We start from the raw sequence: 24,838 nt of genomic DNA on the forward strand, positions 1-24,838 counted from the left end.
GTGCATAAAAATCTCCAGTCTTCCCATGCTATAGAAAAAAAGGGGGACGAAGAGTATGTCATTTTGGCGTGACAAAAATGGAGTGTTTTCTCTGTCGGCTGCTGATAATACAAAGCGTCTTACCGAGATGCTTGGCAATTCAAGCGATGTTAAAGAGAGACAGTTTTCGTTTGGAAAAACACAAGGAATCGTTTTGTATATAACAACGCTTGTTGATTCAATATTAGTAGAGGAGCATATTTTAAAGCCGCTTGTAGAAAATAGGTCGAAAAGTCCGGAAGATTCAATTACAGTGCTTGACCGTACAGAGGCAGCTGACTTTAACGATGCGTTAGATGGACTTTTGACGGGGAAAACGCTGCTGTTTTTTGAGGGGCAGTCAGCTTGTTTTATATGCGGCACAGAAAGAACGGCTCTTCGTACCATTATGGAGCCCCAAAATGAAAAAATAGTTCGCGGAGCACATGATGGATTTGTTGAAAATCTAAATACAAATATTTTTCTTCTCCGCAGACGTGTGGAAAGCAAGGAACTCGTTGTTGAGTTTATGGAAAAAGGTAAAAGAGTAAAGAAACAAATCGCCATCGTATATGAAAAGAAAATTGCCAATCCAGAGCTTATTAAAGAATTAAAGCGCAGAATGGAGTCCATTAACACAGAAATGATCTACAGCGCAGGGCATATTGAACAATTAATAGAGGATTCTTCGCTGTCGCCATTCCCACAGTTTCTCGTTACCGAACGGCCGGACCGGGCTGCAGCGAACATTATGGAAGGGCGTATTGCCATATTAAACGATGGCACGCCAACAGTTATCCTTGCGCCAACGACATTTTTTGCTTTTTACCAGTCACCGGATGATTACACAAGCCGTATGTGGGCTGGTTCTTTTTACCGGCTGCTCCGTCTTCTTGGTTTTTTTATCGCGTTTCTTCTGCCGGCACTGTATATTGCCGTGGTGGCCTATCATCCAGAAGTAATACCGGGGGATTTAATTGTGCAGATGAAAGGATCAGTTGAAAACATTCCGTATCCGCCGCTTGTAGAAGCCCTGTTTATGGAGCTGACGATTGAATTAATTCGGGAAGCGGGGATAAGGCTGCCTAGTCCTATTGGGCAGACCATTGGCGTTGTCGGCGGGCTTGTTATTGGGCAATCCGTTGTTAGTGCGGGTCTCGTTTCCAATCTGACGGTTATTGTTGTTGCACTTACCGCAATAGCCGCGTACGTTGTGCCATCTACAGAAATGGGGATGTCCATCCGGCTGATCCGTTTCCCGGTTATGGTGGCGGCGTCGCTGTTCGGATTTTACGGGCTTGTTTTCGCTATGATGGTGCTGGCTATTCATTTGTGTAAATTGAATTCACTCAATACCCCGTATTTTGCACCGTTCGCGCCGCTTCGCTGGAAAGACTTAAAAGATACCGTTATCCGCCGGTCGGTCTGGAAACAAAAAACGCGGCCAAGCGACAGCATGCCGCTTGATAAAACGAAAGAAGATGGTTCCAGAGAGTGGGTGAAAGAGTGAAAGAACACGCAACAATTAGCAAACAGCAGCTTTTTTTTATGCTATTACAAACACATGTGGGCGTTGGCATTTTATCGCTTCCATACATCGTTCACAAGGAATCGGGCAAGGATGGCTGGATATCGATTCTTCTCGCCGGTATCCTTGTACAAGCAGGGATCGCGATTATCTGGCTGCTGTCTTCCCGTTTTCCAAACAAAACATTGTATGATTTTGCGCCGCTGATTCTTGGCCGCGTATTGGGGTTCTTGTTGAATGCACTTTATGTCGTGTTCTTTTTTATTGTCGCCTGCTATACCTTGGCGATTTTTCTTTCCGTATCCGCCGATTGGGTATTTCATTACACGCCGCGCAGCGTATTTGCAGTTATCGTTATTGGAATCACTGTGTATCTTATCAAGGAAAATATACGCATCATTGCCCGTTTTTCCACACTTACATCGTTTTTGCTTGCAGGAGTGTTCCTGCTGTTTTTATTTATTATACATGATTTAAAAGTGCGCTACCTGCTGCCGGTCGGATCTGCAGGAGGACCCGCTATCTTAAGGGGATCGGAACAGGCTCTTTTTTCGTTTGCAGGATTCGAAACACTTCTTTTATTGTTTCCTTTAACGAAAGCTTCGGGAAAAGCGAAGTGGAAAGCAGCGGCAGGCGCAGGTGCATTGGTAGCGATTTTGTATGCGTTGCTTGCGGCTTTTTCATATATGTATTTCAGCACAGACAAATTAAAACATGTACCGGAGCCGGTACTTTACCTGGTTAGGTCAGTCGAATTGGGTGTCATTGAGCGCGTTGATCTCTTGTTTTTGTCGGTTTGGGCCGTATTTGCTATTACAACTTTTATGAGCTACTTATATGCCGCAGCTTCGGGCGCTGCTCATCTTGTAAAGGCGGAGAATCACCGGAAAGCCGTTTATTGGCTTGCCGCGCTCGTTTTGCCGGTTTCGCTTTATGCGGAGAACTCCAATGAGCTGGAACGAATCAGTGGAACCATTGGTACGTGGTCATCGCTCTTTTTATTTGTACTGCCGGTATTCTTGCTTGTTATGGCGATGATGAGGAAAAAACGGGAGGAATCATCATGAAAAAATGGTGGTTGGCTGCCCCAATCTGCCTGCTTCTTTCAGGGTGTTGGGACCAAAGGATGTTAAAAGACCTGAATCTCATATTTGGTGTAGGGCTGGACGTACCGAAAGAGGACCATGTAGCATTGACACTTGAAGTTCCTGAAGAGGGTAGCGCCGGCGGCAGCAGCGGAGGCAGCAGTGGCGGCAGCCAGCAGGAACAAGTATCGGCGAGCCAGATCGTTACTGAAAACGCGAGAACGGTAAGGGAAAGCACCTACCAGCTGGATCGCAGGCTGGGAGGCATTCTTGATATTTCAAAATTACGTGTTGTGCTTGTAGGCCGGGAAAGTGCCGAAAAAGACATCTATCCGCTTCTCGATCCTTTTTATCGAGAACCAGTGAGTCCTCTCAATGCCAAAATTGCGGTCGTGGAAGGCAAAGCGGAAACGTTTTTCCAAAATCAATTTAAGGGACACAAGATATACAGTGAATATTTCTTTAAAATGATCGAAACCGCTGAGCAAGAATCGATCGCGCCGATAACCGATTTGCAGCTCGCCTGCATCCTTCTGCTTGATGACGCCACTGATGCGGTGCTTCCGCTCATGTCTTATGATAAAAAGGATCAGGCTGCCAAGATGGATGGCGCGGCACTGTTTAATGATCGGAAAATGGCAGGGACGCTAAAACCGCTGGAAACGTCGGCCTTTTTGCTGCTCGCGGGACAAAAGGGCAGAGAGCTGCCATTTACCATTCAGACTGAGAATGGGTATATGATGACCGTCTTAGTGGAGGATTCAAAGCGAAAGATGAAGGTTCATGTGTCGGAGCAGGGAAAAGCATCAGTGGATATTTCACTCCGACTGGAGGCAGGGGTTATTGAATACCCGCCTAACGACCTGGACGATCCAAAAAAGCTCGCCAGGTTAAGCAAAAATTTATCCCATGAAATGAACAAGTATCTCGTTAAAACGATGAAAAAAATGCAAAAAGCAAACTCTGACGCCCTTGGGATTGGCCGCCGTGTCCTCTCAAAGAACCCGGCGCAATTCAAACAAATGGATTGGAAAAAAACGTATCCAGAAATCGAAGTGAAAATTGACACTAAAGTAGAAATAACGGGAAGCGGGAGTATATTATAAACTTTATTTTCTGTTTGTATTATGAATCAATAAACGAGAAAAAACGTCCACAAGGGCGTTTTTTTCTCGTTATGTCAAAACATATCGAAATAATATTACACAATGAAATGAATCTGTAATATATTCTTTTCATTATGACAAAACGAAGAGTGCTATAATGTTTTTTAGACAGCAAAAGAGGGTAATAAGCGCCTCGAATTAAAGAAACAAGGTGATGGAATGATAGACATGCAAGGCGTGACAAAAAAATACCCAAACGGAGTCACAGCACTATCAGGCGTTGATGTCACGATAAAGCAAGGAGAGTTCGTGTATATTGTCGGCCCAAGCGGTGCCGGAAAATCGACCTTTATTAAATTAATATATCGAGAAGAAAAGCCAACTGGCGGCACAGTTATGGTTGGCGGAATGAATACGGCAACATTAAAACAGCGATCTATTCCAGCGCTGCGACGGAAAGTCGGGGTCGTCTTCCAGGATTTTAAGCTCCTGCCGCTTTTAAATGTATATGAAAATGTGGCATTTGCGCTTGAAGTGATTGAGGAAGAGCCGGCTGTCATTCGCAAGCGGGTGATGGAAGTGCTCGATTTGGTTGGGCTTAAGCATAAAGCGCGTATGCTGCCGACAGAGTTGTCCGGCGGCGAACAGCAGCGAATCGCGATTGCCCGTTCGATCGTCAATAATCCGAAAGTGGTCATTGCCGATGAACCGACAGGCAATCTGGATCCCGACACATCTTGGGATATTATGAGGTTATTTGAGACCATTAACAAACGCGGGACCACGATTGTCATGGCGACGCACAATAAAGACATTGTGAATAAGATCCGCCGACGCGTCATTGCGATTGAAAACGGACGAATTGTCCGGGATGAACAGCGGGGTGATTACGGTTATGAAGCCTAGAACATTCCGCCGTCACTTTAGAGAAAGCTTTAAAAATCTGCGCCGTAATGGATGGATGACATTCGCGGCCGTCTCGGCAGTTACGGTCACACTTCTGTTAACCGGTATTTTTCTTGTCATTATGCTTAATTTAAACAAAATAGGCACAGACATTGAAAAAGATGTAGAAGTACGAGTTCATGTAAAGCTGGATTTAACTGAAGCCGATAAAGAACAGCTGAGAGCGCAAATTGAAAATCTACCTGAAGTTGAAAATGTCGAATACTCATCAAAGGAACAAGAGCTGCAAAACATTATTAAGGATATGGGCAGCGACTTTACCTTATTTGAGCAAAGCAATCCGCTGTATGATGTGTTTATCGTGAAAACAGCGCGTCCGCAGGATACACCGGATGCGGCGCGGAAAATCGAGCAGTTTGCACAGACCGAAACCGCCATATATGGAGAAGAAAAGGTTGAAAACTTATTCAGCTTTATGAAAACAGCCCGCAATGTCGGCATTGTCCTCGTAGCAGGTCTTTTGTTTACTGCCATGTTTTTAATCTCTAACACAATTAAAATCACCATCTTTGCCCGCCGGAAAGAAATTGAGATTATGAAACTCGTCGGAGCAACAAACTGGTTTATTCGCTGGCCATTTTTATTGGAAGGATTATGGATCGGGTTACTCGGTTCGATCATCCCGGTCACAGCAGTTGCGGTCGGTTATTATTATGCGGAACAAGCACTTTCAGCTAAGCTAGCCGCACATTTCGTTGAATTTATTGGCTACATTCCACTAGTTGTGCCAGTGACAGTTCTTATGCTTGCAATCGCTGTTTTTATCGGCATTTGGGGCAGCTTTATTTCAGTCAGACGCTTTTTGAATGTATAAAGAAAAATGGATACAGGGACGAGAGGGGTCAATCAGTTGAAAAGACGTTCATACATGGCGCTTGCAGTCGCAGCGTCACTCGGATTCAGCCTTGCAGGGGGGGCTTCTGCGGAGAGTTTATCTGACCTCCAAAAGCGTCAACAGCAAATTCAGTCGCAAAAATCCGGACTTGAAAATAATATTAGCGAAAAAGACCAAACGATTTCCGAACTTCAGCAGCAGCAGGACAGCGTAACGGCTGAGATCCGTAAGCTGGACAGCGCCATTACAGAGTCTGAATCAAAGATTAGAGCGAAAGAACAAGAGATTGCCAAAACGAAAGCAGAGATTGAGCGGCTTCGTGCGGAAATTGAGGAATTAAAGATTCGTATTGCGGAACGGACTGTCGTTTTAGAAGACCGTGCCCGCTCGATCCAGCAAAACGGCGGCTCGGCCAGCTACATTGACGTTTTGCTTGGTGCAGAAAGTTTTAGTGATTTTGTCAATCGTGCAACAGCAGTAACGACTCTTGTGAATGCAGATAAAGATATTTTGCAAGAGCAGGAAAACGATAAAAAACAGCTTGAAGCAAACGAACAAAAAGTAAAAGAGCAGCTTGTCAGTTTAGAAGAGATGCTTGCAGAACTGGAAAAAATGAATGCGGAGCTCCAAAAGCAGCGTACCGCTAAAAACAATGTCATGAAAGGGCTCGTGGCAGATGAACACGAAGCACATGAACAAAAGCTGAGCCTGGAAGAAGAACAAAGCCTGCTTTCTTCCCAGGAAGCGTCCATTCAAGCAGCGATTCAAGCGGAACAAGCACGTATTGCGGAGCAGGAGCGTTTAGCGGCGGAAGCGGCGAAAAAGAAAGCAGAGCAAGAAGCGGCAGCTGCAAAAGCGGCCGAGGCAGCAAAAGCGTCTAAAGCAGCCCCAGTTCAAGAAGCATCTGTTTCCGAAGCTGCACCAGAGCCGGCTGTTGTCCGTTCAACCGTTCAACCATCTGATTCAGGCGGCATGTTTATGCGTCCGGCTCAAGGGACATTTACGTCAGGATACGGGCAGCGCTCACTGGGCGACCATAAAGGCGTCGACATTGCCAATAGCGCAAGTGTGCCAATTGTTGCTGCTGCAGATGGCGTTGTAAGCCGTTCCTATTATTCAGATACATATGGAAATGCGATATTAATTTCACATTCTATTAATGGCCAGGTATATACGACAGTATATGCTCATATGTCTGAGCGTCTCGTCAATGGTGGAAGCGTATCAAAGGGCCAGACAATCGGCTATATGGGGAACACGGGCCGCTCGTATGGACAGCATTTACACTTTGAGATTCACAAAGGTCCATGGACAGTTGGAAAAGAAAACTCTATAGATCCGGCGCAATATATTAATTTCTAATGACTAGTGCCTGTTCCTCGCCGCTTTAATGCAGTGGGGAACAGGTACTTTTTTATCGTTATAGGCGGTTGTTCTTCCGCTTTCCTTCTCCGTGCATGTAACGAGCAGGGAGGAAGCTTTTTTGTTTTATACCCATATATGTATATAATGAACGAAAAAGGATCATATGATATGATTGAAAGGATAAAATATGGACCATTGGTTACGGCTTATATCATCATGTGGAGGAAAAAGAAATGAGTAAAAAGTGGTTTGGCATCTTGCTGATTGCTTTCTTAATTGGCATTGCCGGCTTTAATTTGTACAATGACCGTAAAGACGTTACAGATATCGGAGAAGCAGGCATAGCAGTTAATAACGACCAAACAGGGATTGCTGTCGGTGACAAAGCGCCTGATTTTACAGTCGGAAAAATGGATGGAAACGAAGTAAAGCTGTCAGACTACAAAGGGAAAAAAGTCTTTTTAAATTTCTGGGCGACGTGGTGCCCTCCGTGTAAAGCGGAAATGCCGCATATGCAGTCTTTTTATGAAGAAAAACCAGAAAACGTTGAAATTTTAGCAGTCAATTTAGAAGAAAGCAATAGAAAAGCGAAGGATTTCGCCGATCAATATAAATTAACGTTTCCCATTTTAATGGACGAAGACGGCACGGTGGGAGAAGCGTACGAAGTATATACGATTCCGACTACTTATGTTCTAAATGAAGATGGGACGGTGCATCAAAAAATTGTTGGACCGATGGACGTGCCAATGATGAAAGAGCTTATAAAGTAATCCGTCTTTAAAAAGGCGGATTTGTTTTTGTACAATTTTCGGAATATAATGAACAGGTGAAAAGGAGTGGGGATAGTGGATTCATTTAATACAAAAGCGGTGCATGGCGAAAAATTGCCAAAGCATATTCAAAGCAAAGTGACGCCGATTTATCAGACATCGGTGTTTTCATTTGATAGTTTAGAAGAAATGGAAGGCTATTATAACGGCGAAGCACCATACTTGTATACGCGTGTCGGCAATCCGAACGCAGACGAGCTGGCTAATACCACGGCACGCCTTGAAGGCGCGCCCGCGGGTGTTGCTGCGTCTTCAGGACTTGGGGCGATTATGGCGGCAGTGCTTGCTGTAGCCAAAAGCGGCGATCATCTTGTGGCAGCACATGATGTATATGGCGGCACCTTTTACATGCTGAAAGAAGAATTGGCGCGGATGGGCATTGATACATCTTTTGTCAATTTTGAAGATGAGAAGGCCATTGAAGCAGCGATTCGCCCGGAGACTGTTATTTTATATACAGAATCCATTACAAATCCGTTTTTGCGCGTGGAGAATTTGAGCCGTATGTCAGCACTTGCCCAGGAAAAAGAACTTGTGCTTATTGTGGACAATACGTTTGCGACCCCTTATCTAGTTAAACCATTTGAACTGGGCGCGGACATGGTCGTTCATTCTGCCACAAAATACATTGGCGGACATAGCGACGTTTCAGCTGGTGTTGTCGTAGGAAAAGAAGAATACATAGCTGCCGCACGCAGCCGCGTTGTGAACATCGGCTTGAATTTGAGTCCGTTTGAGTCATGGCTTGCTTGCCGAGGAGCAAAGACACTCGGTTTACGGATGGAACGCCAATCAGCGAATGCGCAGAAAGTGTCAGACTGGCTCAGCACGCAGCCGAATGTAAAAGGAGTATTTTATCCAAAAGGCGTATCCGAAAAAGGCAACGGCGCAATTGTCACGATTGAGTTAGCGGATCACACAGATGAAGCGGTCTTTTTCCGTTCGCTTGGCTGGATTCAAATTGTACCGTCACTCGCTGGTGTGGAGACGACGGTTTCGTGGCCCTTTGGCACGTCCCATCGTTCACTGAATGCAGAAGAAAAAGCAGCAGTTGGCGTATCGGAAAAAATGGTCCGCATTTCGATCGGTATTGAAGAAGCAGAAGATATTATCAGTGAGCTTGAAAAGGCGCTGAACGAAGCTTGACGAAAAAACGCCGCAAGTCTGTTAACGATTGCACAGGCTTTCTGATACAATAGAGAGAAAGATTTTTGTGCAACGCTCTGGAGGGACTTTTATGGCTTTGGACTGGCTTATGCAGCTCGGTGCTGCAGCAGGAAGATTATTGCTTCATCCTATCTTTTATTTTTCATTTGTTCTGGCTTTTATCGTTGGCATGTTTCGCGTCACACGTGAGCGCAAGGACTTTGACACGCGCGTGTATGACATATATCAGGAAATTCGGTTTATTTTGCCGTCCAGCTTAGCGGTTGGTTTCATGTTATCGTTAGTTGGGCTCACACTTGGGCTGGCGCTCCCAGCTGACCTATTAAGTTTTATGGCTGCATTGTTCATTATCTTCAGTATCGGCGGTTTTTTTCTCCTGTCGCCCGCATGGACATTAACAGCAGCTTACGCCGTATTTGTGCTGTCTGAACAGCTTGGTTATTCGTTCATTTTATATAAGCCTCTTCAAATGAGCGCTATCTTGACCATATTGGCGATCTTAACAGCTCTTCTCGTCATAGCAGAAGGCGTACTCATCCGTAAGCGGGGTCATCAAGGGACATCTCCCCGTATTGAAATAAGCAAGCGGGGGCAAAAAACAGCGGTTCATCTTGCCCGCCGCCTTTGGCTCGTGCCCGTATTTTTGCCAGTGCCTGCAAGCCGCCCGCTTGAGGCGTTTGGGGACTGGTGGCCGGTCATTCCGATTGGAGCAGAAAGCTACTATCTTGTGTTGTTTCCGTTTTTAATCGGCTTTTCAATGATTGTCCGCAGTACACTTCCGGCTCTCGCTGTGCAGTCAACGGGAAAAAGTGTTATTTGGGCAGGCATATTCGCTTTGATAATAGCAGCAAGTTCTTATTGGGTATGGCAGCTTTCGGCTTTGGCCGTTCTGTTTGCTGCTGCCGCCCGGCTTGCGATTACCCGTCGCCACTACGGCTATGAAAAGCACCGTCCTTACTTTTTTACAACGCAATCTAAAGGGATTATGATTGTTGGGGTATTGCCTGCAGCGCCTGCTCGAAAGATGGGGCTCGGCATCGGCGAGATCATCACAAAAGTAAACGATGTACCGGTCCAAACAGAGCCGGAATTTTACAAAGCGCTCCAAAAAAATGCGGCGTATTGCAAGCTTGAAGTCATTGGCTTAAACGGCCAGCTTCGATTTGTACAAGGCTCTATTTATGAAAATGAACATCACGAACTTGGACTGTTATTCGCACCTGAAGAAAAAGAATATATGGATGACTCTGTGTTTTCCGATTAAACGTCCTCAATCAGGAGGACGTTTCATTCTGTTGAAATAAGAGTTTGTCAATAAAGAATAGGTGACAAGTTCCTTCTTTTTGAACCACTGTGCTTGCGCCTCGTCTAGCAGGGCGGCTTCTGCAGGACTGCGCGTTCCTGGGGGCGGGTGGTGAGCTAACCTTTGCCGCTGATCCCCATGGAGTCTCCGTCCTGCGCCAGCCGCCTTAGTGGGGAGGAGAAGCAGCGATCAAAAACGTTACATTCCCCTTCTTTATTGGCAAGAAAAGCGGTCCGAAAGTAAAGGAAAGAATGCTTTTTCAGAAGAAGACATTCTGTGTAAATCATAGAAGGCTTCCGCTTTTAGGACGATATGATTTCCCAAAAAGAATAGGGGATTCAAAGCAGGTCTTGTTCGCATATTTTCTGCTTTTTTAGAATCACAACGGCGGAGGGCTGCCGGCGGAGACTTCCGCTGGACGAGCGGACAGGGTGAAACAGTCGGCACGAAGTGCGGGCTGGTTCACCGTTCGCCCAGCAGAAAAGCGGAACCGGCAGACCGCAGCCCCTCACGCCTCTTTTCCAAACAAACAGTCGATTTCTCGCTTGAAAAAATGGAAGATTTAAGCAAAAAATAATAAATCTTCTTGATACCTTTCTTTTTCAACACTATGAAACGTCCTCAATCAGGAGGACGTTTTTTTTATTTTTTAAAAAATTATTATATAACAGTAGTTGACTTATTTTATCTGTTATAATACAATAGGTTTAACAGCAATACATTATCTAAAAATTTAGAGGAGGTCATCAACATGATGCCATTAGAATTTTACCGTAACATTCCAGGAAAAGAGTGCTGCCAGTGCGGTGCGCAGATGGTGGAGCAGCACGAATCGTATCATGCAGAGTGTGAACGCTGCTTAAGCAAAATGGAGGAATAAACAATATTGGACAATGTAACCGAACTCATCTGAAAAATCTGCCTGTTTATTCAATAACAGAGCGGATTTTTCTTTTTTTTCTGTCTATTTGTCGGTACAATAGGCATCATAGCTTATACAAGAAGAGCACTTATACAAGAAGTATTGGCTTCTTCGTTATGCATAAGGACGTGCATGTTCTTAGAAGAAGTTCACTTATACAGGAAGTATTGACTTCTTCGTTATGCACAGGACGTGCATGTTCTTAGAAGAAGTTCATTAATTGATAAAAAAGGAGTGGATATCATGGGGGTTCATACATATTTTAAAACGTTGTCAGATCTTGAACATTTATATCGCCTGCCGGGGAAATTTAAATTTCAATCGCATAACGTGGCGGCTCATTCATTTAAAGTGGCGAAAATCGCGCAGTTTTTAGGGACAGTCGAAGAAATGAACGGAGAAACAGTCAACTGGCGGTCGCTTTACGAAAAAGCACTCAATCACGACTATGCGGAATTGTTTACCGGTGACATTAAAACACCCGTCAAATATGCGACAACGGAATTAAAAGAGCTGTTTTCGCAAGTAGAAGAACAAATGGCGCGCCGTTTTATTGAAGCGGAATTTCCGACAGAATTTCACGAAGCATACTTTCGCCGTCTGAAGGAAGGGAAAGACAGCACGCTTGAAGGACGTATTTTATCGGTAGCGGATAAAGTAGATTTGTTATATGAAGCGTATGGTGAAATTTTGAAGCGTAATCCGGACCCGCTCTTTTTTGAAATTTATGAAGAAGCACTTAATACAATCTTGAAATTTCAGGATCTTCATTGCGTACAATATTTTATTGATCATATTATGCCTGATATGCTTGCAGAAAAATTCATGCCCCATAGTGAGCTTCGCGATTTAACAGAGCGCATTATCAGCCGGTCTGAATAAATCCGGTCTTTTCGAATTCGCAAAAATCCAGTATGATAAAAGAAAACAGCTGGGAGGAAGATGATGGTTGATAAGATGATTCTGGCGCTGCTTATGCCTGCTTTGCTCGTTTTGCTTTTTTCACGCGTAACGTACAACCAGTTTCTCGGTCTTATTTTAACAGTCGCACTTATTGCCGCATCCGCCTATAAAGGATATACCCATACGTGGGAATTAATTATTATTGATGCTTTTTCACTAACAGCTGGTCTTTGGTTATCTAACCGGATGATGAAGCAGTTAAAAGTAAAGCTCAACTGACACCGAAAAATACTTCGGTGTTTTTTTGTTGTGTTTTAATAGGGATTGGATATGATTGAAGGCCGCTTAATAAGCATGTTTTCAATAAATGGCTGGCCGCTGGACTCGCTTTCTTCCTTGGTATCGGCTCAGGGATTGTCGGAGCAGCTGGCGCATTTTTACTTGTACCGATTATGCTGGTCATCGCGAGCTTAATTGCGTCTCCACTTGGTGCAAAAGACGGACAAAAAATGAACGTCAAAATTTCACAAGGGCTGTTGACGATCTTAATCGCTGGAACAGCGGTGAAAATTTGGCTGGATATTCTTTAAAAGGCAGCAATGGCATGTACTCCGAACAAGTGTGTGCTTTTTGTTGGCTTTTTTTGTTTCGATCGTGTTAAAATGGGAAGTATAGTAGTAAGAAGAACGGATATGAGACAGAGGAGGCCTATGCGTTGGCGCAGGAATTTAACTTAGTTTCTAAATATAAACCGGAAGGCGACCAGCCGGCTGCAATCGCGGAACTTGTTACAGGGATCCGCAGCGGCAAAAAGCAGCAAACGCTGCTCGGTGCGACCGGTACAGGAAAAACATTTACGATCTCTAACGTGATACAAGAAATAAAAAAGCCGACGCTTGTCATTGCGCACAACAAGACGCTCGCCGGCCAGCTTTACAGCGAATTTAAAGAATTTTTTCCGGATAATGCAGTCGAGTATTTTGTCAGCTATTACGATTATTATCAACCGGAAGCGTATGTACCGCAGACGGATACATTTATTGAGAAAGACGCAAGCATTAATGAGGAGATTGATAAGCTCCGTCACTCGGCGACGTCTTCCTTATTTGAACGCGATGATGTGATTATTATCGCGTCTGTTTCGTGTATTTACGGCCTCGGTTCACCGGAAGAATATAAAGAAATGGTCATTTCGCTCCGGAACGGGATGGAAATCGCACGCAATGAACTGCTGCGGCGTCTTGTGGACATTCAATACGCACGAAATGACATTGATTTTAAGCGCGGGACATTTCGCGTGCGCGGTGATGTTGTAGAAATTTTTCCGGCATCACGGGATGAGCAATGCATCCGTGTTGAATTTTTCGGAGATGACATTGACCGGATCCGCGAGGTCGATGCGTTGACTGGTGAAATTCTTGGCGACCGCGATCACGTGGCCATTTTCCCCGCAAGTCATTTTGTTACACGGGAAGAAAAAATGAATATCGCCATCGGTAATATTGAACAAGAGCTGGAAGAGCGGCTGGCGGAACTGCGGGCCGAAGAAAAGCTGCTTGAAGCACAGCGTTTAGAGCAGCGGACGCGTTACGATTTGGAAATGATGCGGGAAATGGGCTTTTGTTCAGGTATTGAAAACTATTCTCGTCATTTGACTCTTCGACCACCTGGTTCAACGCCCTATACATTGATTGATTATTTCCCGAAAGACTTCTTAATGGTCATTGATGAGTCACATGTAACACTGCCGCAAGTGCGTGGTATGTACAACGGAGATCAGGCCCGCAAGCAGGTGCTGGTGGATCATGGCTTCCGCCTGCCATCCGCGAAAGATAACCGTCCGCTGACATTTACCGAATTTGAAGATCACATTAATCAAGTTGTCTACGTTTCGGCTACACCTGGTCCATATGAGCTTGATCTTACCCCGAAGATGACCCAGCAGATTATTCGTCCAACCGGCCTGCTTGATCCGACGATCGAAGTACGGCCGATTGAAGGGCAGATTGATGACTTGATCGGTGAAATTAATGAAAGGGTTGAGAAAAATGAGCGGGTGCTTGTGACGACATTAACGAAAAAAATGTCGGAAGACTTAACCGATTATTTGAAAGAAATCGGCATCAAAGTCCAGTATTTGCATTCGGAAATTAAAACGCTCGAACGGATTGAAATTATCCGGGACTTGCGCCTCGGCAAATACGATGTACTTATCGGCATTAACTTGCTGCGTGAAGGACTCGATATCCCGGAAGTCTCGCTTGTAACCATTTTGGACGCGGATAAAGAAGGCTTCCTGCGTTCTGAGCGGTCTTTGATTCAGACGATGGGCCGCGCGGCGCGTAATTCAGAAGGAAGAGTTATTATGTACGCGGACAAAATGACCGACTCCATGATAAAAGCCATTAGCGAGACGAAACGGCGCCGGGAAATTCAAGAAGCCTACAATAAAAAGCATGGCGTGACGCCAATGACGATTCAAAAAGATATTCGCGATGTAATCCGCGCGACACAAGCAGCGGAAGACACTGAAACATACACGTCAAAAACAACTGGTAAAAAAATGTCGAAGCAGGAAAGACAAAAACTTATTATGAATCTCGAAGCGGAAATGAAAGAAGCAGCCAAAGCACTCGATTTCGAGAGAGCCGCGGACCTTCGCGACGCATTGTTTGAATTGAAATCAGAATAGAGGTGCTCATATGGCCATTGATCATATATCGGTAAAAGGGGCACGTGCCCACAATTTAAAAAACATTGACATTACGATTCCCCGCGACCAGCTTGTCGTATTAACGGGGCTGTCCGGCTCTGGAAAATCATCACTCGCGTTCGATACCATTTACGCGGAAGGACAGCGGCGCTACGTGGAGTCACTTTCCGCTTACGCCCGTCAGTTTTTAGGCCAAATGGATAAACCGGACGTTGATTCGATCGAAGGGCTGTCGCCGGCGATTTCAATTGACCAGAAAACAACGAGCCGCAATCCGCGATCGACTGTCGGAACCGTAACTGAAATTTATGATTACTTGCGGCTTTTATATGCACGGGTCGGACGTCCCGTCTGCCCGATTCACGGCATCGAAATTACGTCACAAACGATCGGCCAGATGGTAGACCGTGTCATGGAGCTCGACGAACGGACGAAGATCCAAGTGCTTGCTCCAATCGTTTCCGGACGCAAAGGCACACATGCGAAAGTATTTGAAGATGTGAAGCGCCAAGGCTACGTCCGTGTCCGTGTCAACGGTGAGATGCGCGATTTAGAAGAAGAAATAGAGCTGGAAAAAAATAAAAAACATTCTATTGAAGTCATTATTGACCGGATTGCCATAAAAGAAGACGTGGGAGCACGCTTAGCTGACTCGCTTGAAACAGCACTTCGTCTTGGAGAAGGAAACGTTATTATCGATGTCATTGGCGAAGAAGAAATGCTCTTCAGTGAACATCACGCCTGTCCGCACTGTGGATTTTCGGTCGGTGAACTTGAACCGCGCATGTTTTCATTTAACAGCCCGTTTGGCGCCTGCCCGACATGCGATGGTCTTGGCATGAAGAAAAAAGTGGACGTGGATCTCGTTATTCCAGACAAAGATCTTTCATTAAATGAAAATGCGGTTGCCCCGTGGGAACCAATCAGTTCTCAATATTACCCGCAGCTGTTAAAAGCTGTTTGCACACATTACAAGATTGATATGGATACGCCGTGGAATGACTTGCCGGTTGAACAGACGGATAAATTATTAAATGGTTCCGGAAGGGATAAAATTCGCTTCCGTTATGAAAATGATTTTGGCCAAATCCGGGATAACCACATTCAATTTGAAGGTGTGCTCAGCAACATTGAGCGCCGCTATAAAGAAACAAGCTCTGACTACATCCGTGACCAAATGGAAAAATACATGGGTGAATCTAACTGTCCGGCATGTAAAGGCCAGCGCCTGAAAAAAGAAAGCCTTGCTGTGAAAATTGACAGCTTGAATATATCCGAAGTGACCGCTTTTTCCATTCAAGAAGCATCGGATTTCTTTAAAGACATCGTTCTGACGGAAAAAGAAATGCAGATTGCCCGTCTCGTTTTGCGAGAAATCTGCGAACGTCTCGGCTTTTTAATCAATGTCGGTCTTGATTATTTAACGTTGAGCCGCGCGGCGGGCACATTATCGGGCGGTGAGGCGCAGCGGATTCGGCTCGCCACGCAAATCGGTTCACGCCTGACAGGCGTTTTGTACATTTTGGATGAACCATCGATTGGTCTTCATCAGCGTGATAATGATCGATTGATTAAGACGATGCAAAATATGCGCGACATCGGCAATACGCTCATTGTCGTGGAGCACGATGAAGACACGATGATCGCAGCTGATTATTTAATTGATATCGGACCGGGTGCTGGTGTCCATGGAGGAGAAGTGATCGCGGCTGGAACACCAAAAGAAGTGATGGAGAATAAAAAATCGCTTACCGGCCAATATTTATCCGGTGAAAAATACATTCCATTGCCGGAAGAACGACGCAAACCGGATGGACGCTGGATTGAAGTGACAGGTGCGAAAGAAAATAACTTAAAAAATGTCAAAGCTAAATTTCCACTCGGTTTGTTTACTGCTGTAACCGGTGTATCAGGTTCCGGAAAAAGTACATTGATTAACGAAATTTTGTATAAGACGCTCGCCCAAAAGCTCAATAAAGCAAAAGCGCGTCCGGGTGTCCACAAAGAAGTAAAAGGGATTGACCAGCTGGAGAAAGTCATTGATATTGACCAATCACCAATTGGGCGGACGCCTCGTTCCAACCCGGCCACATACACAGGCGTTTTTGACGATATTCGTGACGTATTTGCACAGACAAATGAAGCGAAAGTACGCGGATATAAAAAAGGACGCTTTAGCTTTAATGTAAAAGGCGGCCGCTGTGAAGCGTGCCGGGGTGACGGGATTATTAAAATCGAAATGCACTTTCTGCCCGATGTGTATGTGCCGTGTGAAGTATGCCACGGCAAACGGTATAACCGTGAAACACTTGAAGTGAAATACAAAGGCCAAAATATTTCAGATGTACTTGAAATGACGGTAGACGATGCACTTATTTTCTTTGAAAACATTCCAAAAATCAGCCGAAAGCTCCAAACGATTGCAGACGTTGGCCTTGGGTATATTACGCTCGGACAGCCTGCCACGACGTTATCAGGGGGAGAAGCGCAGCGTGTTAAGCTCGCATCTGAATTGCACCGTCGTTCCAATGGCCGCTCGTTTTATATTTTGGATGAGCCGACTACCGGTCTTCATACCGACGATATTGCCCGGCTGCTCGAAGTATTGCAGCGCCTCGTAGAAAATGGGGATACTGTGCTTGTCATCGAACATAATCTCGATGTAATAAAAGCGGCTGACTACCTGGTCGATCTTGGTCCTGAAGGCGGGGATAAAGGCGGAACCATTGTGGCATTCGGTACACCGGAAGAAATTGCGGACACAAAAGAATCATATACCGGCTATTATTTGAAGAAAATTTTAGAGCGTGACAGGGAACGGATGGCTGTCCAGGCAAAATAAAAAATGAAACCTTTTGACAATGGATTCGTATAAACGAATAGGATATAAAAACGGGAGGTTCACATTTATGAGCGAAGAAAAGCTGCGAATTTTGAAAATGTTGGAGTCGGGGATTATTTCAGCAGATGAAGCAGTGAAATTGATTGAAGCATTAGAGAAAAGCAGCACAGCGACAAACACTGGTGCGGGTTCTTCGGCTAAATCAACGGAAAGCTTGAAAGGATTTGGCAGCATTTTTGAAGAGCTTGAGAAGTTTGGACAAAAAATAGCCGGTCAGCGCCCGAAAACTGAAACTGTCACCCAGTCAAAAGAGAAATTGTTTGAATTCATGCAGTCTGCTATGCAGCGCTTAAAAGATGTCGAGGTGCCATTTGTTGGTAAAGGTGCTGAGTTCACCCACGTTTTTCATGAGCAAGGCATTGAACCGCGGCGCTTAAAGCTTGAAACAGCAAATGGTGCGGTAGCCATTCGTCCGTGGGATGGAGAAGGTGTTAAAGCGGAGTGCCGTGTGAAAGTGTATGGTGCTGCAACAGAAGAGGAAGCACGAGAGTCATTCCTGAAAAACAGCATTTTTTATGCGCGTGAAGATAAGTTGTCCTTCTCTGTCGGTTTAAAATTGATGAAAACGGATGTTACGCTTTATGTACCATCTAGTGAGTTAGAGGATGTAACGGTCAAACTATTTAACGGCGCATTCGACATGCGTGATGTGCAGGCGGAGAAGCTTGAAGTTCGTTCCGGAAACGGAAAAATCGAATTAAAAAACAGTACAATCGCTGCACTTGAAGCGGAAACAGGCAATGGACCGATCCGTATTATCGACTGCGAAGGCGAACGGGCTGAATTAAACACGTTTAATGGCGCGATTCATATTGTCGGTACGTACCGTTTTGCTGATTTGCAGTCATTTAACGGAAATGTTCTATATGATGCAAAAACGGATAAAGCGGAAGCGGTTCGTGCAGAATCGATGACGGGCAATATTGAATTGTATGTACCGCAGGAATTGGCTGTAAGAGGCGAAATGCGGACAACAGCGGGACGGCTTACATTGCCGGAAACCGGTATGGCCAACGTAACAGAAAAAGACGAGCGCATTCAAAAATCATTAAAGTTTGAGAGTGATAACCTGCTTGATGGGCGCCAGCTCGTTGTGGATGCAGAAACAAAAACAGGCTCTGTTACACTGCGGATGGCGTCCTTGCGCCAGACACCGCCGGACGATTCATTTGGGGCAGGCATTTAATTTTAAAAGTAAGGGAGCGTTTTGATGATGGGCTGGCTGATTAGCGTGCTCATTAACGCAGTATTGTTTGTGGCACTGGCCGGTTATTTTCCGGGGCTGCATGTTAACAGTTTTTTAGATGCGATTATTGCCAGTCTCGTTTTGTCAATTTTAAATTTGATCGTCCGGCCAGTACTCGTTATTTTGACGCTGCCGATCACAATGATTTCACTTGGTTTTTTCCTGTTTGTGATAAACGCGATTACACTGCTTATGACAGACAGCATTATGGGTTATGCGTTCGACATTGAAAGCTTCGGCCTTGCCCTCGTAATTGCGATCATTATGTCACTCGTCAATATTGTACTGCAAATGACCATTATACGAAAAAAGTAAAAGCAGGAAGCGGCCGCTTCCTGCTTTTTGCTATGGGTCAATCCATTTTTTGAAGGGCGGATGCAATGGCATGTGCACATGTTTTTCGGTATGCTTTTGTTTTTAACAAAGCTGCTTCAGTTTGGTTGGTCATAAAACCAGCTTCGATTAAAATCGCCGGCATTTTTGTTTTGCGCAGTACATAAAAATTCGCTGTTTTTACGCCGCGGTCGTGCCGCCCTGTCGCCATAATGAGTTCACGCTGTACCGTATTTGCGACGGAAAGCGCCTTCACCGGCCGGGACGAGTGCACGTATGTTTCGATGCCATGCGGTTTTGTCCAGCCGATCCCAAATGCATTTGCGTGAATCGAAATGTATAAATCAGCATACGCCTCGTTTGCTTTTTGGACTCGTTCAGCAAGCGGTACATCACGTTCGTCTTCATGAACAAACAGTATGTCAAACGTTAATTCCCTTCGCAAAAACAAAGCTGTTTCATGGTTAAACTCATATTCTTTCATCCCATCCGGTGTTTGTTTTCCAGGTGTTGTCCATCCGTGCCCCGCATCAATCACTATTTTCATTTTTTTCCTCCTTTTTTTCGTTAAGTACAGAAGGATAGAGAAAATCGAAACCGAAACAGCAGTTTTTCAATGGAAACATGATACAATGGAGGCAATTCGTTTTGTGTGAAGAGGGAGGGAATAACAATGCCAAAAGTGCGTGCAGTAGATCTTTTGGAGAAATTCGATTTAGAGCTTGTCAGTGGTGAAGAAGGGCTTCATCGTCCGATAAAATTAAGTGACTTGTCACGACCGGGTCTTGAAATTGCTGGTTTTTTTGATTACTATCCAGCGGAGCGTGTTCAGTTAATCGGGATGACCGAGCTGTCATTTTTTCAGCGGCTCAGCCCGGGTGAAAAAAAAGAACGCATGGATAAGCTATGTGATTATGAAACGCCGGCCATTATTGTATCACGTAATTTGAGTGTTCCGGTTGAATTGATTGAAGCATCGGAAGCGTATTCGGTGCCGGTGATGCGGTCAAAAATGACGACAACGAAATTTTCGAGCCAGCTCACAAACTATTTAGAGTCCATGCTTGCGCCAACAACGGCCATTCACGGTGTATTGGTTGATATTTATGGCATTGGTGTGCTCATTACCGGCCAAAGCGGCGTTGGTAAAAGTGAGACGGCACTGGAACTTGTAAAGCGCGGCCATCGTCTTGTTGCAGATGATTGTGTCGAAATTCGCCAAGAAGACATTGGGCGTCTCGTCGGCAATTCCCCTGAACTGATTGAGCATTTACTTGAAATTCGCGGACTGGGCATTATTAATGTGATGACATTGTTTGGAGCGGGTGCAGTCCGTTCACATAAAATCATTACGTTAAATGTCAATCTTGAGTTATGGGACCCGGAAAAGCAATATGACCGCCTCGGCATTGAAGAAGACAAGCTGCCGATTTTAGATTCGGAAATCACAAAAATTACGCTGCCGGTTCGTCCAGGCCGAAATTTAGCCGTCATTATTGAAGTAGCAGCAATGAATTTCCGGCTGAAACGGATGGGTGTCAATGCAGCACAGGACTTTACAGATAAACTGGCCGGTGCAATTAACGATGCCGGTATTACTGAGAAGCAATAAGGGGTGGGGATGTTTTGGATTATCCGTTAAATCCGATCGCTTTTGAACTTGGCAATTTTCAGGTTCATTGGTATGGCATCATTATTGGGATCGGCATTGCGCTCGGTTTTTATTTGGCTTCAAAAGAAGGCGACAGAATCGGTCTGCCGCAGGAAACATTTTCAGATTTGCTTATTTGGGCAATTCCGATTGCTCTAATCTCGGCACGCATGTATTATGTGCTGTTTCAATGGGACTACTATTCACAAAATCCCGGCACGATCATTCAGATTTGGAATGGCGGCATTGCCATTCATGGTGCATTGATCGGTTCTGTCATTACGGCGATTGTGTTTTCAAGAAAGCGCGGCATTTCGTTTTGGAAGCTCGCAGACATTGCGGCGCCATCGATTATTTTAGGGCAGGCGATCGGCCGCTGGGGCAACTTTGTGAACCAGGAAGCCCATGGGGGAGAAGTAACCCGGTCTTTCCTTCAAAACTTGCATCTCCCGGACTTTATTGTCAATCAAATGTATATTGACGGCGCATATTATCATCCGACGTTTTTATATGAATCCGTCTGGAATATTTTTGGATTGGCACTGCTGCTTTTCTTGCGCAAAGTTAATCCGAAACGCGGGGAACTGTTTTTGTCGTATGTGATCTGGTATTCCATCGGCCGCTTTTTTATCGAAGGCATGCGCACGGACAGCTTAATGCTGCCGGGTGACTTTTTGCGGATTGCGCAAGTGTTGTCACTGTCGCTTATCGTCATAGCGGCTGCCATTCTTATATACCGCCGCGCGAAATACACACTGCCACGTTATGCGGATCAGACCAATCAAGGGAAGGCCGCATAATGAAGCAGACAGTTTTAAAAGGATTGCAGACTGGCCTGAATACAACATGGAAGCTCGGAAAGGTTATTTTTCCGATCACACTGATTGTGACCATTTTGCAGTTTACACCGGTACTGCCTTGGATTATCAGTTTGATCAGTCCGATTATGGGTCTTTTCGGTTTATCAGGCGACGCGGCCATTCCATTGGTCATCGGAAATGCCTTGAATTTATACGCGGCGATCGGAGCGATTTTGTCGCTGGAGTTGACGGTGAAAGAAGTATTTATTCTTGCGATGATGCTGTCGTTTTCGCATAACCTATTTGTTGAATCAACTGTCGCAATGAAAGTCGGCGTGAAAATGTGGATTATTTTAGCGGTGCGTATCGGACTTGCGCTGACGGCTGGGATCGTCATTAACCTAGTCTGGCAGGGAGGCGGCGACATTGCTCAATATGGCATGGTCCCTGAAGTGACGGCTCAGCCGGAAACATGGGGCGCGATTTTGCTGCTTGGTTTGCAAAAAGCGGTTTTCGGCGTTTTACAGCTTGCCATGATTGTTATTCCACTTATGGTCATGATTCAAATTGCGAAAGATTTAAAATGGCTTGATGCGTTTTCAAAAGCAGTGGCACCAGTCACACGTTTTCTCGGCATGAAAGAAAATACATCTATGACATTGGCATCCGGACTCCTTATCGGTTTGGCAATGGGGTCCGCTGTGATGATTCAAGCGGTGGAAGAAGATGGTGTCAGCCGGCGTGACGTGACGCTCGCGTTTATTTTTCTCGTCGCCTGCCATGCTGTTATTGAAGATACGCTTATTTTTATTCCACTTGGAATTCCGGTTTGGCCGCTTTTTCTCATTCGAATCGTCACCGCCGTCATTTTAACGATTGTGGTAGCGCGTCTCTGGGATCGGCCTGAACGGGCAAGAAGAAAGGAAGCTGCACATACATGAAAAACATTACGACTTTATTATTTGATTTAGATGGTACGTTAATTAATACAAATGAGTTGATCGTTGAATCATTTCTTCATACGTTAAATCATTATTTTCCAGGGCAATATGAGCGTGAAGACGTGTATCCGTTTATGGGACCGCCGCTTATTGATACGTTTGAAGCACTTGATAAAGAGCGCACGCCGGAAATGGTTGCCCATTACCGCGCCTTTAATCATGAAAAGCACGATTCGCTCGTCACTGAATTTCAAGGTGTGTATGAGACGATTCGTACGCTGCATGAAAACGGCTTTAAAATGGCGATCGTATCAACGAAAATACGTGAAACGATTATCAAAGGACTGAAGCTGACGCATCTTGATCCGTTTTTCGATGTAATTGTCGGGCTTGATGATGTGGAAAATGCAAAACCGCATCCGGAGCCGGTGGAAAAAGCGCTTGCCGCCCTTGGCGTTTCACAGGAAGAAGCGATCATGATTGGCGACAATTATCATGATATCGAAGGCGGACAAAATGCCGGCGTGAAAACAGCCGGTGTTGCCTGGTCGCTGAAAGGACGCGACTTTTTGAATACGTACAATCCGGATTACATGCTCCAATCAATGTCAGATTTACTCGACATTTTACAGGTCGGGGCAAAGCAGAAATGAGACGGACGAAACGGTATACATTAGAAGGCGGAGCCAACCCGCTTTTCCATTTATATAAAACCGTTTCTTTCTGGAAAACTTTCAAAAACATCATAGTTATTGAAGCCGGACGCTTTGTGCCATTTGCCGGTTGGAAAAACGCTTTGTACCGGCGGCTCCTCGGTATGAAGATTGGCTATGGGACCGCTTTTGCGTATAAGGTCGTGCCGGATATTATATTTCCGGAACAGATATCGGTTGGCCGGAACACAATCATCGGCTATAATACGACCATTTTAGCTCATGAATATTTAACAAGTGAATACCGGATTGGGCCGGTTGTCATTGGCAATAACGTAATGATCGGCGCCAACTGCACCATTTTACCCGGAATCGAAATCGGTGACGGAGCCGTTGTATCCGCGATGACGCTTGTGAATAAAGATGTGCCGCCTGGAGCGTTCGCCGGCGGAAATCCAATGATCATTAAACCTGTTTCAGCAAAAAGCTGAAACAGGTTTTTTTGATATAGTTCTTGCTGACGGTTCACGATTTTGGAACTATTTCCATGTTCATTCGTATACGAGGGAAATGAAAATCAGGAGGAATTGCGATGAATGTCACGATGCTGGAGCAAAATACAGACATGCTGCGCCGAACAGCGGGGAAGTGGGTCGATAAGCGGCTTGTTTTATTGACGGCGGCCCAATTTGCGGCAAAGCAGGAGCAGATTGATGTGGAAGAATATACAGTACTCTCAAACAAATTGAAAAAATCAGGCTCGCTTTTTTCACCGCTGCGAACGATTCATTTTCCAATGGCGGGGCTATTAATAGCAAAAGAAGGCGATAAGAACGAAATGATTGCAGAGCTGCACCAAAAATATGAAACGCTTCGTTCAGCTGGGCTCCGTGCTTCCTCGTACACATACATTGCCGCTTTTTTGCTGGACCCTTCTACACGACCGGAACGGATTAAAGAGATCTATGATGAGATGAGGCGGTATCATTCATTTTTAACATCATACGAAGATTATCCGGCTGCTGTTGTCATGGCAAACCGTTCAGAAAGTGTGACAGAGCTGGTGGATACGTCTGAACACTATTATCGCTTTTTGAATGAAAACGGCTTTTGGAAAGGAAATGATCTTCAGTTTTTGGCCAATATGCTTGTGATGAATGGCATGTATAAAGAAGAAATTGCCCAGGCTGTTTTGAAAGTGAAAGATGGACTTGAAAAAAATGGATTGAAAATAAAAGGCATGCATTACCCATCGCTCGGCATCATAGCGTTATCCGGGAATATCGAGGAACACGTACAAACAGCGCTCGAATTAAAAGAGTCTTCTGCGTTAAAATGGTCAAAAGATATGGCGATCACGCTGGCATCCATCTTTGCTTCTCAAGCGATGATTGAATCTTCTGCCAGCTTGACGGCCGCTGTCCAGGCGATGATTCAAGCGCAGCAAGCGGTCATTGCGGCATCCACGGCCAGTTTGGTAGCTGCATCGTCATCATCAAGTGACTGAACCGGGCCTGCCCGGTTTTTTATAAAGATTAAGAAAGTATAGGTTTTTGAACGATGTCTAG

General features: G+C 45.1%; 23 protein-coding genes and 1 pseudogene. 23 read left to right on the forward strand and 1 reads right to left on the reverse strand.

Annotated elements, in window-relative coordinates; genetic code table 11:
• Positions 1–55 precede the first annotated feature (55 nt).
• The 17 genes and pseudogenes from VQ00_RS00425 (at position 56) to VQ00_RS00500 (ending at position 19,207) form a co-directional block, all read left to right on the forward strand.
• Positions 56–1,528: a spore germination protein gene (locus VQ00_RS00425; RefSeq protein ID WP_046178175.1), complete on the forward strand. Its 1,473-nt coding sequence runs from the start codon at positions 56–58 to the stop codon at positions 1,526–1,528.
• The gene (locus tag VQ00_RS00430) at positions 1,525–2,613 is read left to right on the forward strand and encodes a GerAB/ArcD/ProY family transporter (RefSeq protein ID WP_046178176.1); all 1,089 of its coding nucleotides are present in this window, start codon (positions 1,525–1,527) and stop codon (positions 2,611–2,613) included. The genes VQ00_RS00425 and VQ00_RS00430 overlap by 4 nt, the downstream gene beginning before the upstream one ends.
• The gene (locus VQ00_RS00435) at positions 2,610–3,737 is read left to right on the forward strand and encodes a Ger(x)C family spore germination protein (RefSeq protein WP_046178177.1); all 1,128 of its coding nucleotides are present in this window, start codon (positions 2,610–2,612) and stop codon (positions 3,735–3,737) included. Before VQ00_RS00430 ends, VQ00_RS00435 begins: the two co-directional genes overlap by 4 nt.
• A 219-nt stretch (positions 3,738–3,956) precedes the next feature.
• Entirely contained in the window at positions 3,957–4,643 is a 687-nt protein-coding gene (gene ftsE / locus VQ00_RS00440; protein WP_046178178.1) for a cell division ATP-binding protein FtsE, read from the forward strand.
• A complete protein-coding gene (ftsX, locus tag VQ00_RS00445) occupies positions 4,633–5,517 on the forward strand; it encodes a permease-like cell division protein FtsX (RefSeq protein WP_046178179.1) in 885 nt (294 codons plus the stop codon). Before ftsE ends, ftsX begins: the two co-directional genes overlap by 11 nt.
• 36 nt (positions 5,518–5,553) lie before the next feature.
• A complete protein-coding gene (locus VQ00_RS00450) occupies positions 5,554–6,900 on the forward strand; it encodes a murein hydrolase activator EnvC family protein (protein WP_082091407.1) in 1,347 nt (448 codons plus the stop codon).
• 236 nt (positions 6,901–7,136) lie between these two features.
• The gene (locus VQ00_RS00455) at positions 7,137–7,676 is read left to right on the forward strand and encodes a redoxin domain-containing protein (protein WP_046178181.1); all 540 of its coding nucleotides are present in this window, start codon (positions 7,137–7,139) and stop codon (positions 7,674–7,676) included.
• A 75-nt stretch (positions 7,677–7,751) separates the two neighbouring features.
• Positions 7,752–8,882: a trans-sulfuration enzyme family protein gene (locus VQ00_RS00460; protein ID WP_046178182.1), complete on the forward strand. Its 1,131-nt coding sequence runs from the start codon at positions 7,752–7,754 to the stop codon at positions 8,880–8,882.
• Between the two features lie 91 nt (positions 8,883–8,973).
• Positions 8,974–10,167 carry a PDZ domain-containing protein gene (locus VQ00_RS00465; protein WP_046178183.1) on the forward strand — a complete coding sequence of 398 codons (1,194 nt, stop codon included), beginning with the start codon at positions 8,974–8,976 and terminating at the stop codon, positions 10,165–10,167.
• A 790-nt stretch (positions 10,168–10,957) separates the two neighbouring features.
• On the forward strand, positions 10,958–11,086 hold the full coding sequence (gene yhfH, locus VQ00_RS17870; protein WP_082091408.1) for a protein YhfH: 129 nt from the start codon (positions 10,958–10,960) through the stop codon (positions 11,084–11,086).
• A gap of 285 nt (positions 11,087–11,371) precedes the next feature.
• Positions 11,372–12,010, forward strand: coding sequence for a YfbR-like 5'-deoxynucleotidase (locus VQ00_RS00470; RefSeq protein WP_046178184.1), 639 nt, complete (start codon positions 11,372–11,374; stop codon positions 12,008–12,010).
• A gap of 63 nt (positions 12,011–12,073) precedes the next feature.
• Positions 12,074–12,310: a CsbA family protein gene (locus tag VQ00_RS00475; protein WP_046178185.1), complete on the forward strand. Its 237-nt coding sequence runs from the start codon at positions 12,074–12,076 to the stop codon at positions 12,308–12,310.
• A 62-nt stretch (positions 12,311–12,372) separates the two neighbouring features.
• Positions 12,373–12,621 (forward strand): annotated as a pseudogene (locus VQ00_RS17875) (sulfite exporter TauE/SafE family protein); the annotation flags it as partial.
• A 125-nt stretch (positions 12,622–12,746) separates the two neighbouring features.
• Positions 12,747–14,723 carry an excinuclease ABC subunit UvrB gene (uvrB, locus tag VQ00_RS00485; RefSeq protein WP_046178186.1) on the forward strand — a complete coding sequence of 659 codons (1,977 nt, stop codon included), beginning with the start codon at positions 12,747–12,749 and terminating at the stop codon, positions 14,721–14,723.
• A gap of 10 nt (positions 14,724–14,733) precedes the next feature.
• Positions 14,734–17,586, forward strand: a complete 2,853-nt coding sequence (uvrA, locus tag VQ00_RS00490; protein ID WP_046178187.1) for an excinuclease ABC subunit UvrA — start codon at positions 14,734–14,736, stop codon at positions 17,584–17,586.
• 67 nt (positions 17,587–17,653) lie between these two features.
• Positions 17,654–18,832, forward strand: coding sequence for a DUF4097 family beta strand repeat-containing protein (locus VQ00_RS00495; protein ID WP_046178188.1), 1,179 nt, complete (start codon positions 17,654–17,656; stop codon positions 18,830–18,832).
• A gap of 27 nt (positions 18,833–18,859) precedes the next feature.
• Complete coding sequence (locus VQ00_RS00500) at positions 18,860–19,207, forward strand: phage holin family protein (RefSeq protein WP_046178868.1); 348 nt, start codon at positions 18,860–18,862, stop codon at positions 19,205–19,207.
• A 37-nt stretch (positions 19,208–19,244) separates the two neighbouring features.
• On the opposite strand, the gene VQ00_RS00505 is transcribed toward VQ00_RS00500, so the two are convergent.
• Positions 19,245–19,772 (reverse strand): N-acetylmuramoyl-L-alanine amidase family protein, encoded by a 528-nt coding sequence (locus VQ00_RS00505; RefSeq protein WP_046178189.1) that lies wholly within the window; start codon positions 19,770–19,772, stop codon positions 19,245–19,247.
• 126 nt (positions 19,773–19,898) lie between these two features.
• On the opposite strand from VQ00_RS00505, the gene hprK reads away from it, so the two are divergent.
• From hprK to VQ00_RS00535, 6 genes are all read left to right on the forward strand, one after another.
• Entirely contained in the window at positions 19,899–20,837 is a 939-nt protein-coding gene (hprK, locus tag VQ00_RS00510; RefSeq protein ID WP_046178190.1) for an HPr(Ser) kinase/phosphatase, read from the forward strand.
• Between the two features lie 14 nt (positions 20,838–20,851).
• A complete protein-coding gene (gene lgt, locus VQ00_RS00515; RefSeq protein ID WP_046178191.1) occupies positions 20,852–21,676 on the forward strand; it encodes a prolipoprotein diacylglyceryl transferase in 825 nt (274 codons plus the stop codon).
• The gene (locus VQ00_RS00520) at positions 21,676–22,617 is read left to right on the forward strand and encodes a nucleoside recognition domain-containing protein (RefSeq protein ID WP_046178192.1); all 942 of its coding nucleotides are present in this window, start codon (positions 21,676–21,678) and stop codon (positions 22,615–22,617) included. The genes lgt and VQ00_RS00520 overlap by 1 nt, the downstream gene beginning before the upstream one ends.
• Complete coding sequence (gene ppaX / locus VQ00_RS00525) at positions 22,614–23,270, forward strand: pyrophosphatase PpaX (protein WP_046178193.1); 657 nt, start codon at positions 22,614–22,616, stop codon at positions 23,268–23,270. The genes VQ00_RS00520 and ppaX overlap by 4 nt, the downstream gene beginning before the upstream one ends.
• On the forward strand, positions 23,267–23,761 hold the full coding sequence (locus VQ00_RS00530; protein WP_046178194.1) for an acyltransferase: 495 nt from the start codon (positions 23,267–23,269) through the stop codon (positions 23,759–23,761). Before ppaX ends, VQ00_RS00530 begins: the two co-directional genes overlap by 4 nt.
• A 101-nt stretch (positions 23,762–23,862) precedes the next feature.
• Entirely contained in the window at positions 23,863–24,777 is a 915-nt protein-coding gene (locus VQ00_RS00535; protein ID WP_046178195.1) for a DUF4003 family protein, read from the forward strand.
• The last annotated feature ends 61 nt before the right edge of the window (positions 24,778–24,838 follow it).

Origin of the sequence: Domibacillus tundrae (genome assembly GCF_000970675.1) — a bacterium.
Taxonomy (GTDB): domain Bacteria; phylum Bacillota; class Bacilli; order Bacillales; family Domibacillaceae; genus Domibacillus; species Domibacillus tundrae.

Coding starts and splice junctions, on each gene's coding strand:
- VQ00_RS00425 (WP_046178175.1), top strand. CDS start 56: ATGTCATTTTGGCGTGACAAAAATGGAGTGTTTTCTCTGTCGGCTGCT.
- VQ00_RS00435 (WP_046178177.1), top strand. CDS start 2,610: ATGAAAAAATGGTGGTTGGCTGCCCCAATCTGCCTGCTTCTTTCAGGG.
- ftsE (WP_046178178.1), top strand. CDS start 3,957: ATGATAGACATGCAAGGCGTGACAAAAAAATACCCAAACGGAGTCACA.
- ftsX (WP_046178179.1), top strand. CDS start 4,633: ATGAAGCCTAGAACATTCCGCCGTCACTTTAGAGAAAGCTTTAAAAAT.
- VQ00_RS00455 (WP_046178181.1), top strand. CDS start 7,137: ATGAGTAAAAAGTGGTTTGGCATCTTGCTGATTGCTTTCTTAATTGGC.
- VQ00_RS00465 (WP_046178183.1), top strand. CDS start 8,974: ATGGCTTTGGACTGGCTTATGCAGCTCGGTGCTGCAGCAGGAAGATTA.
- yhfH (WP_082091408.1), top strand. CDS start 10,958: ATGATGCCATTAGAATTTTACCGTAACATTCCAGGAAAAGAGTGCTGC.
- VQ00_RS00470 (WP_046178184.1), top strand. CDS start 11,372: ATGGGGGTTCATACATATTTTAAAACGTTGTCAGATCTTGAACATTTA.
- VQ00_RS00475 (WP_046178185.1), top strand. CDS start 12,074: ATGGTTGATAAGATGATTCTGGCGCTGCTTATGCCTGCTTTGCTCGTT.
- uvrA (WP_046178187.1), top strand. CDS start 14,734: ATGGCCATTGATCATATATCGGTAAAAGGGGCACGTGCCCACAATTTA.
- VQ00_RS00495 (WP_046178188.1), top strand. CDS start 17,654: ATGAGCGAAGAAAAGCTGCGAATTTTGAAAATGTTGGAGTCGGGGATT.
- VQ00_RS00500 (WP_046178868.1), top strand. CDS start 18,860: ATGGGCTGGCTGATTAGCGTGCTCATTAACGCAGTATTGTTTGTGGCA.
- VQ00_RS00505 (WP_046178189.1), bottom strand. CDS start 19,772: ATGAAAATAGTGATTGATGCGGGGCACGGATGGACAACACCTGGAAAA.
- hprK (WP_046178190.1), top strand. CDS start 19,899: ATGCCAAAAGTGCGTGCAGTAGATCTTTTGGAGAAATTCGATTTAGAG.
- VQ00_RS00520 (WP_046178192.1), top strand. CDS start 21,676: ATGAAGCAGACAGTTTTAAAAGGATTGCAGACTGGCCTGAATACAACA.
- ppaX (WP_046178193.1), top strand. CDS start 22,614: ATGAAAAACATTACGACTTTATTATTTGATTTAGATGGTACGTTAATT.
- VQ00_RS00530 (WP_046178194.1), top strand. CDS start 23,267: ATGAGACGGACGAAACGGTATACATTAGAAGGCGGAGCCAACCCGCTT.
- VQ00_RS00535 (WP_046178195.1), top strand. CDS start 23,863: ATGAATGTCACGATGCTGGAGCAAAATACAGACATGCTGCGCCGAACA.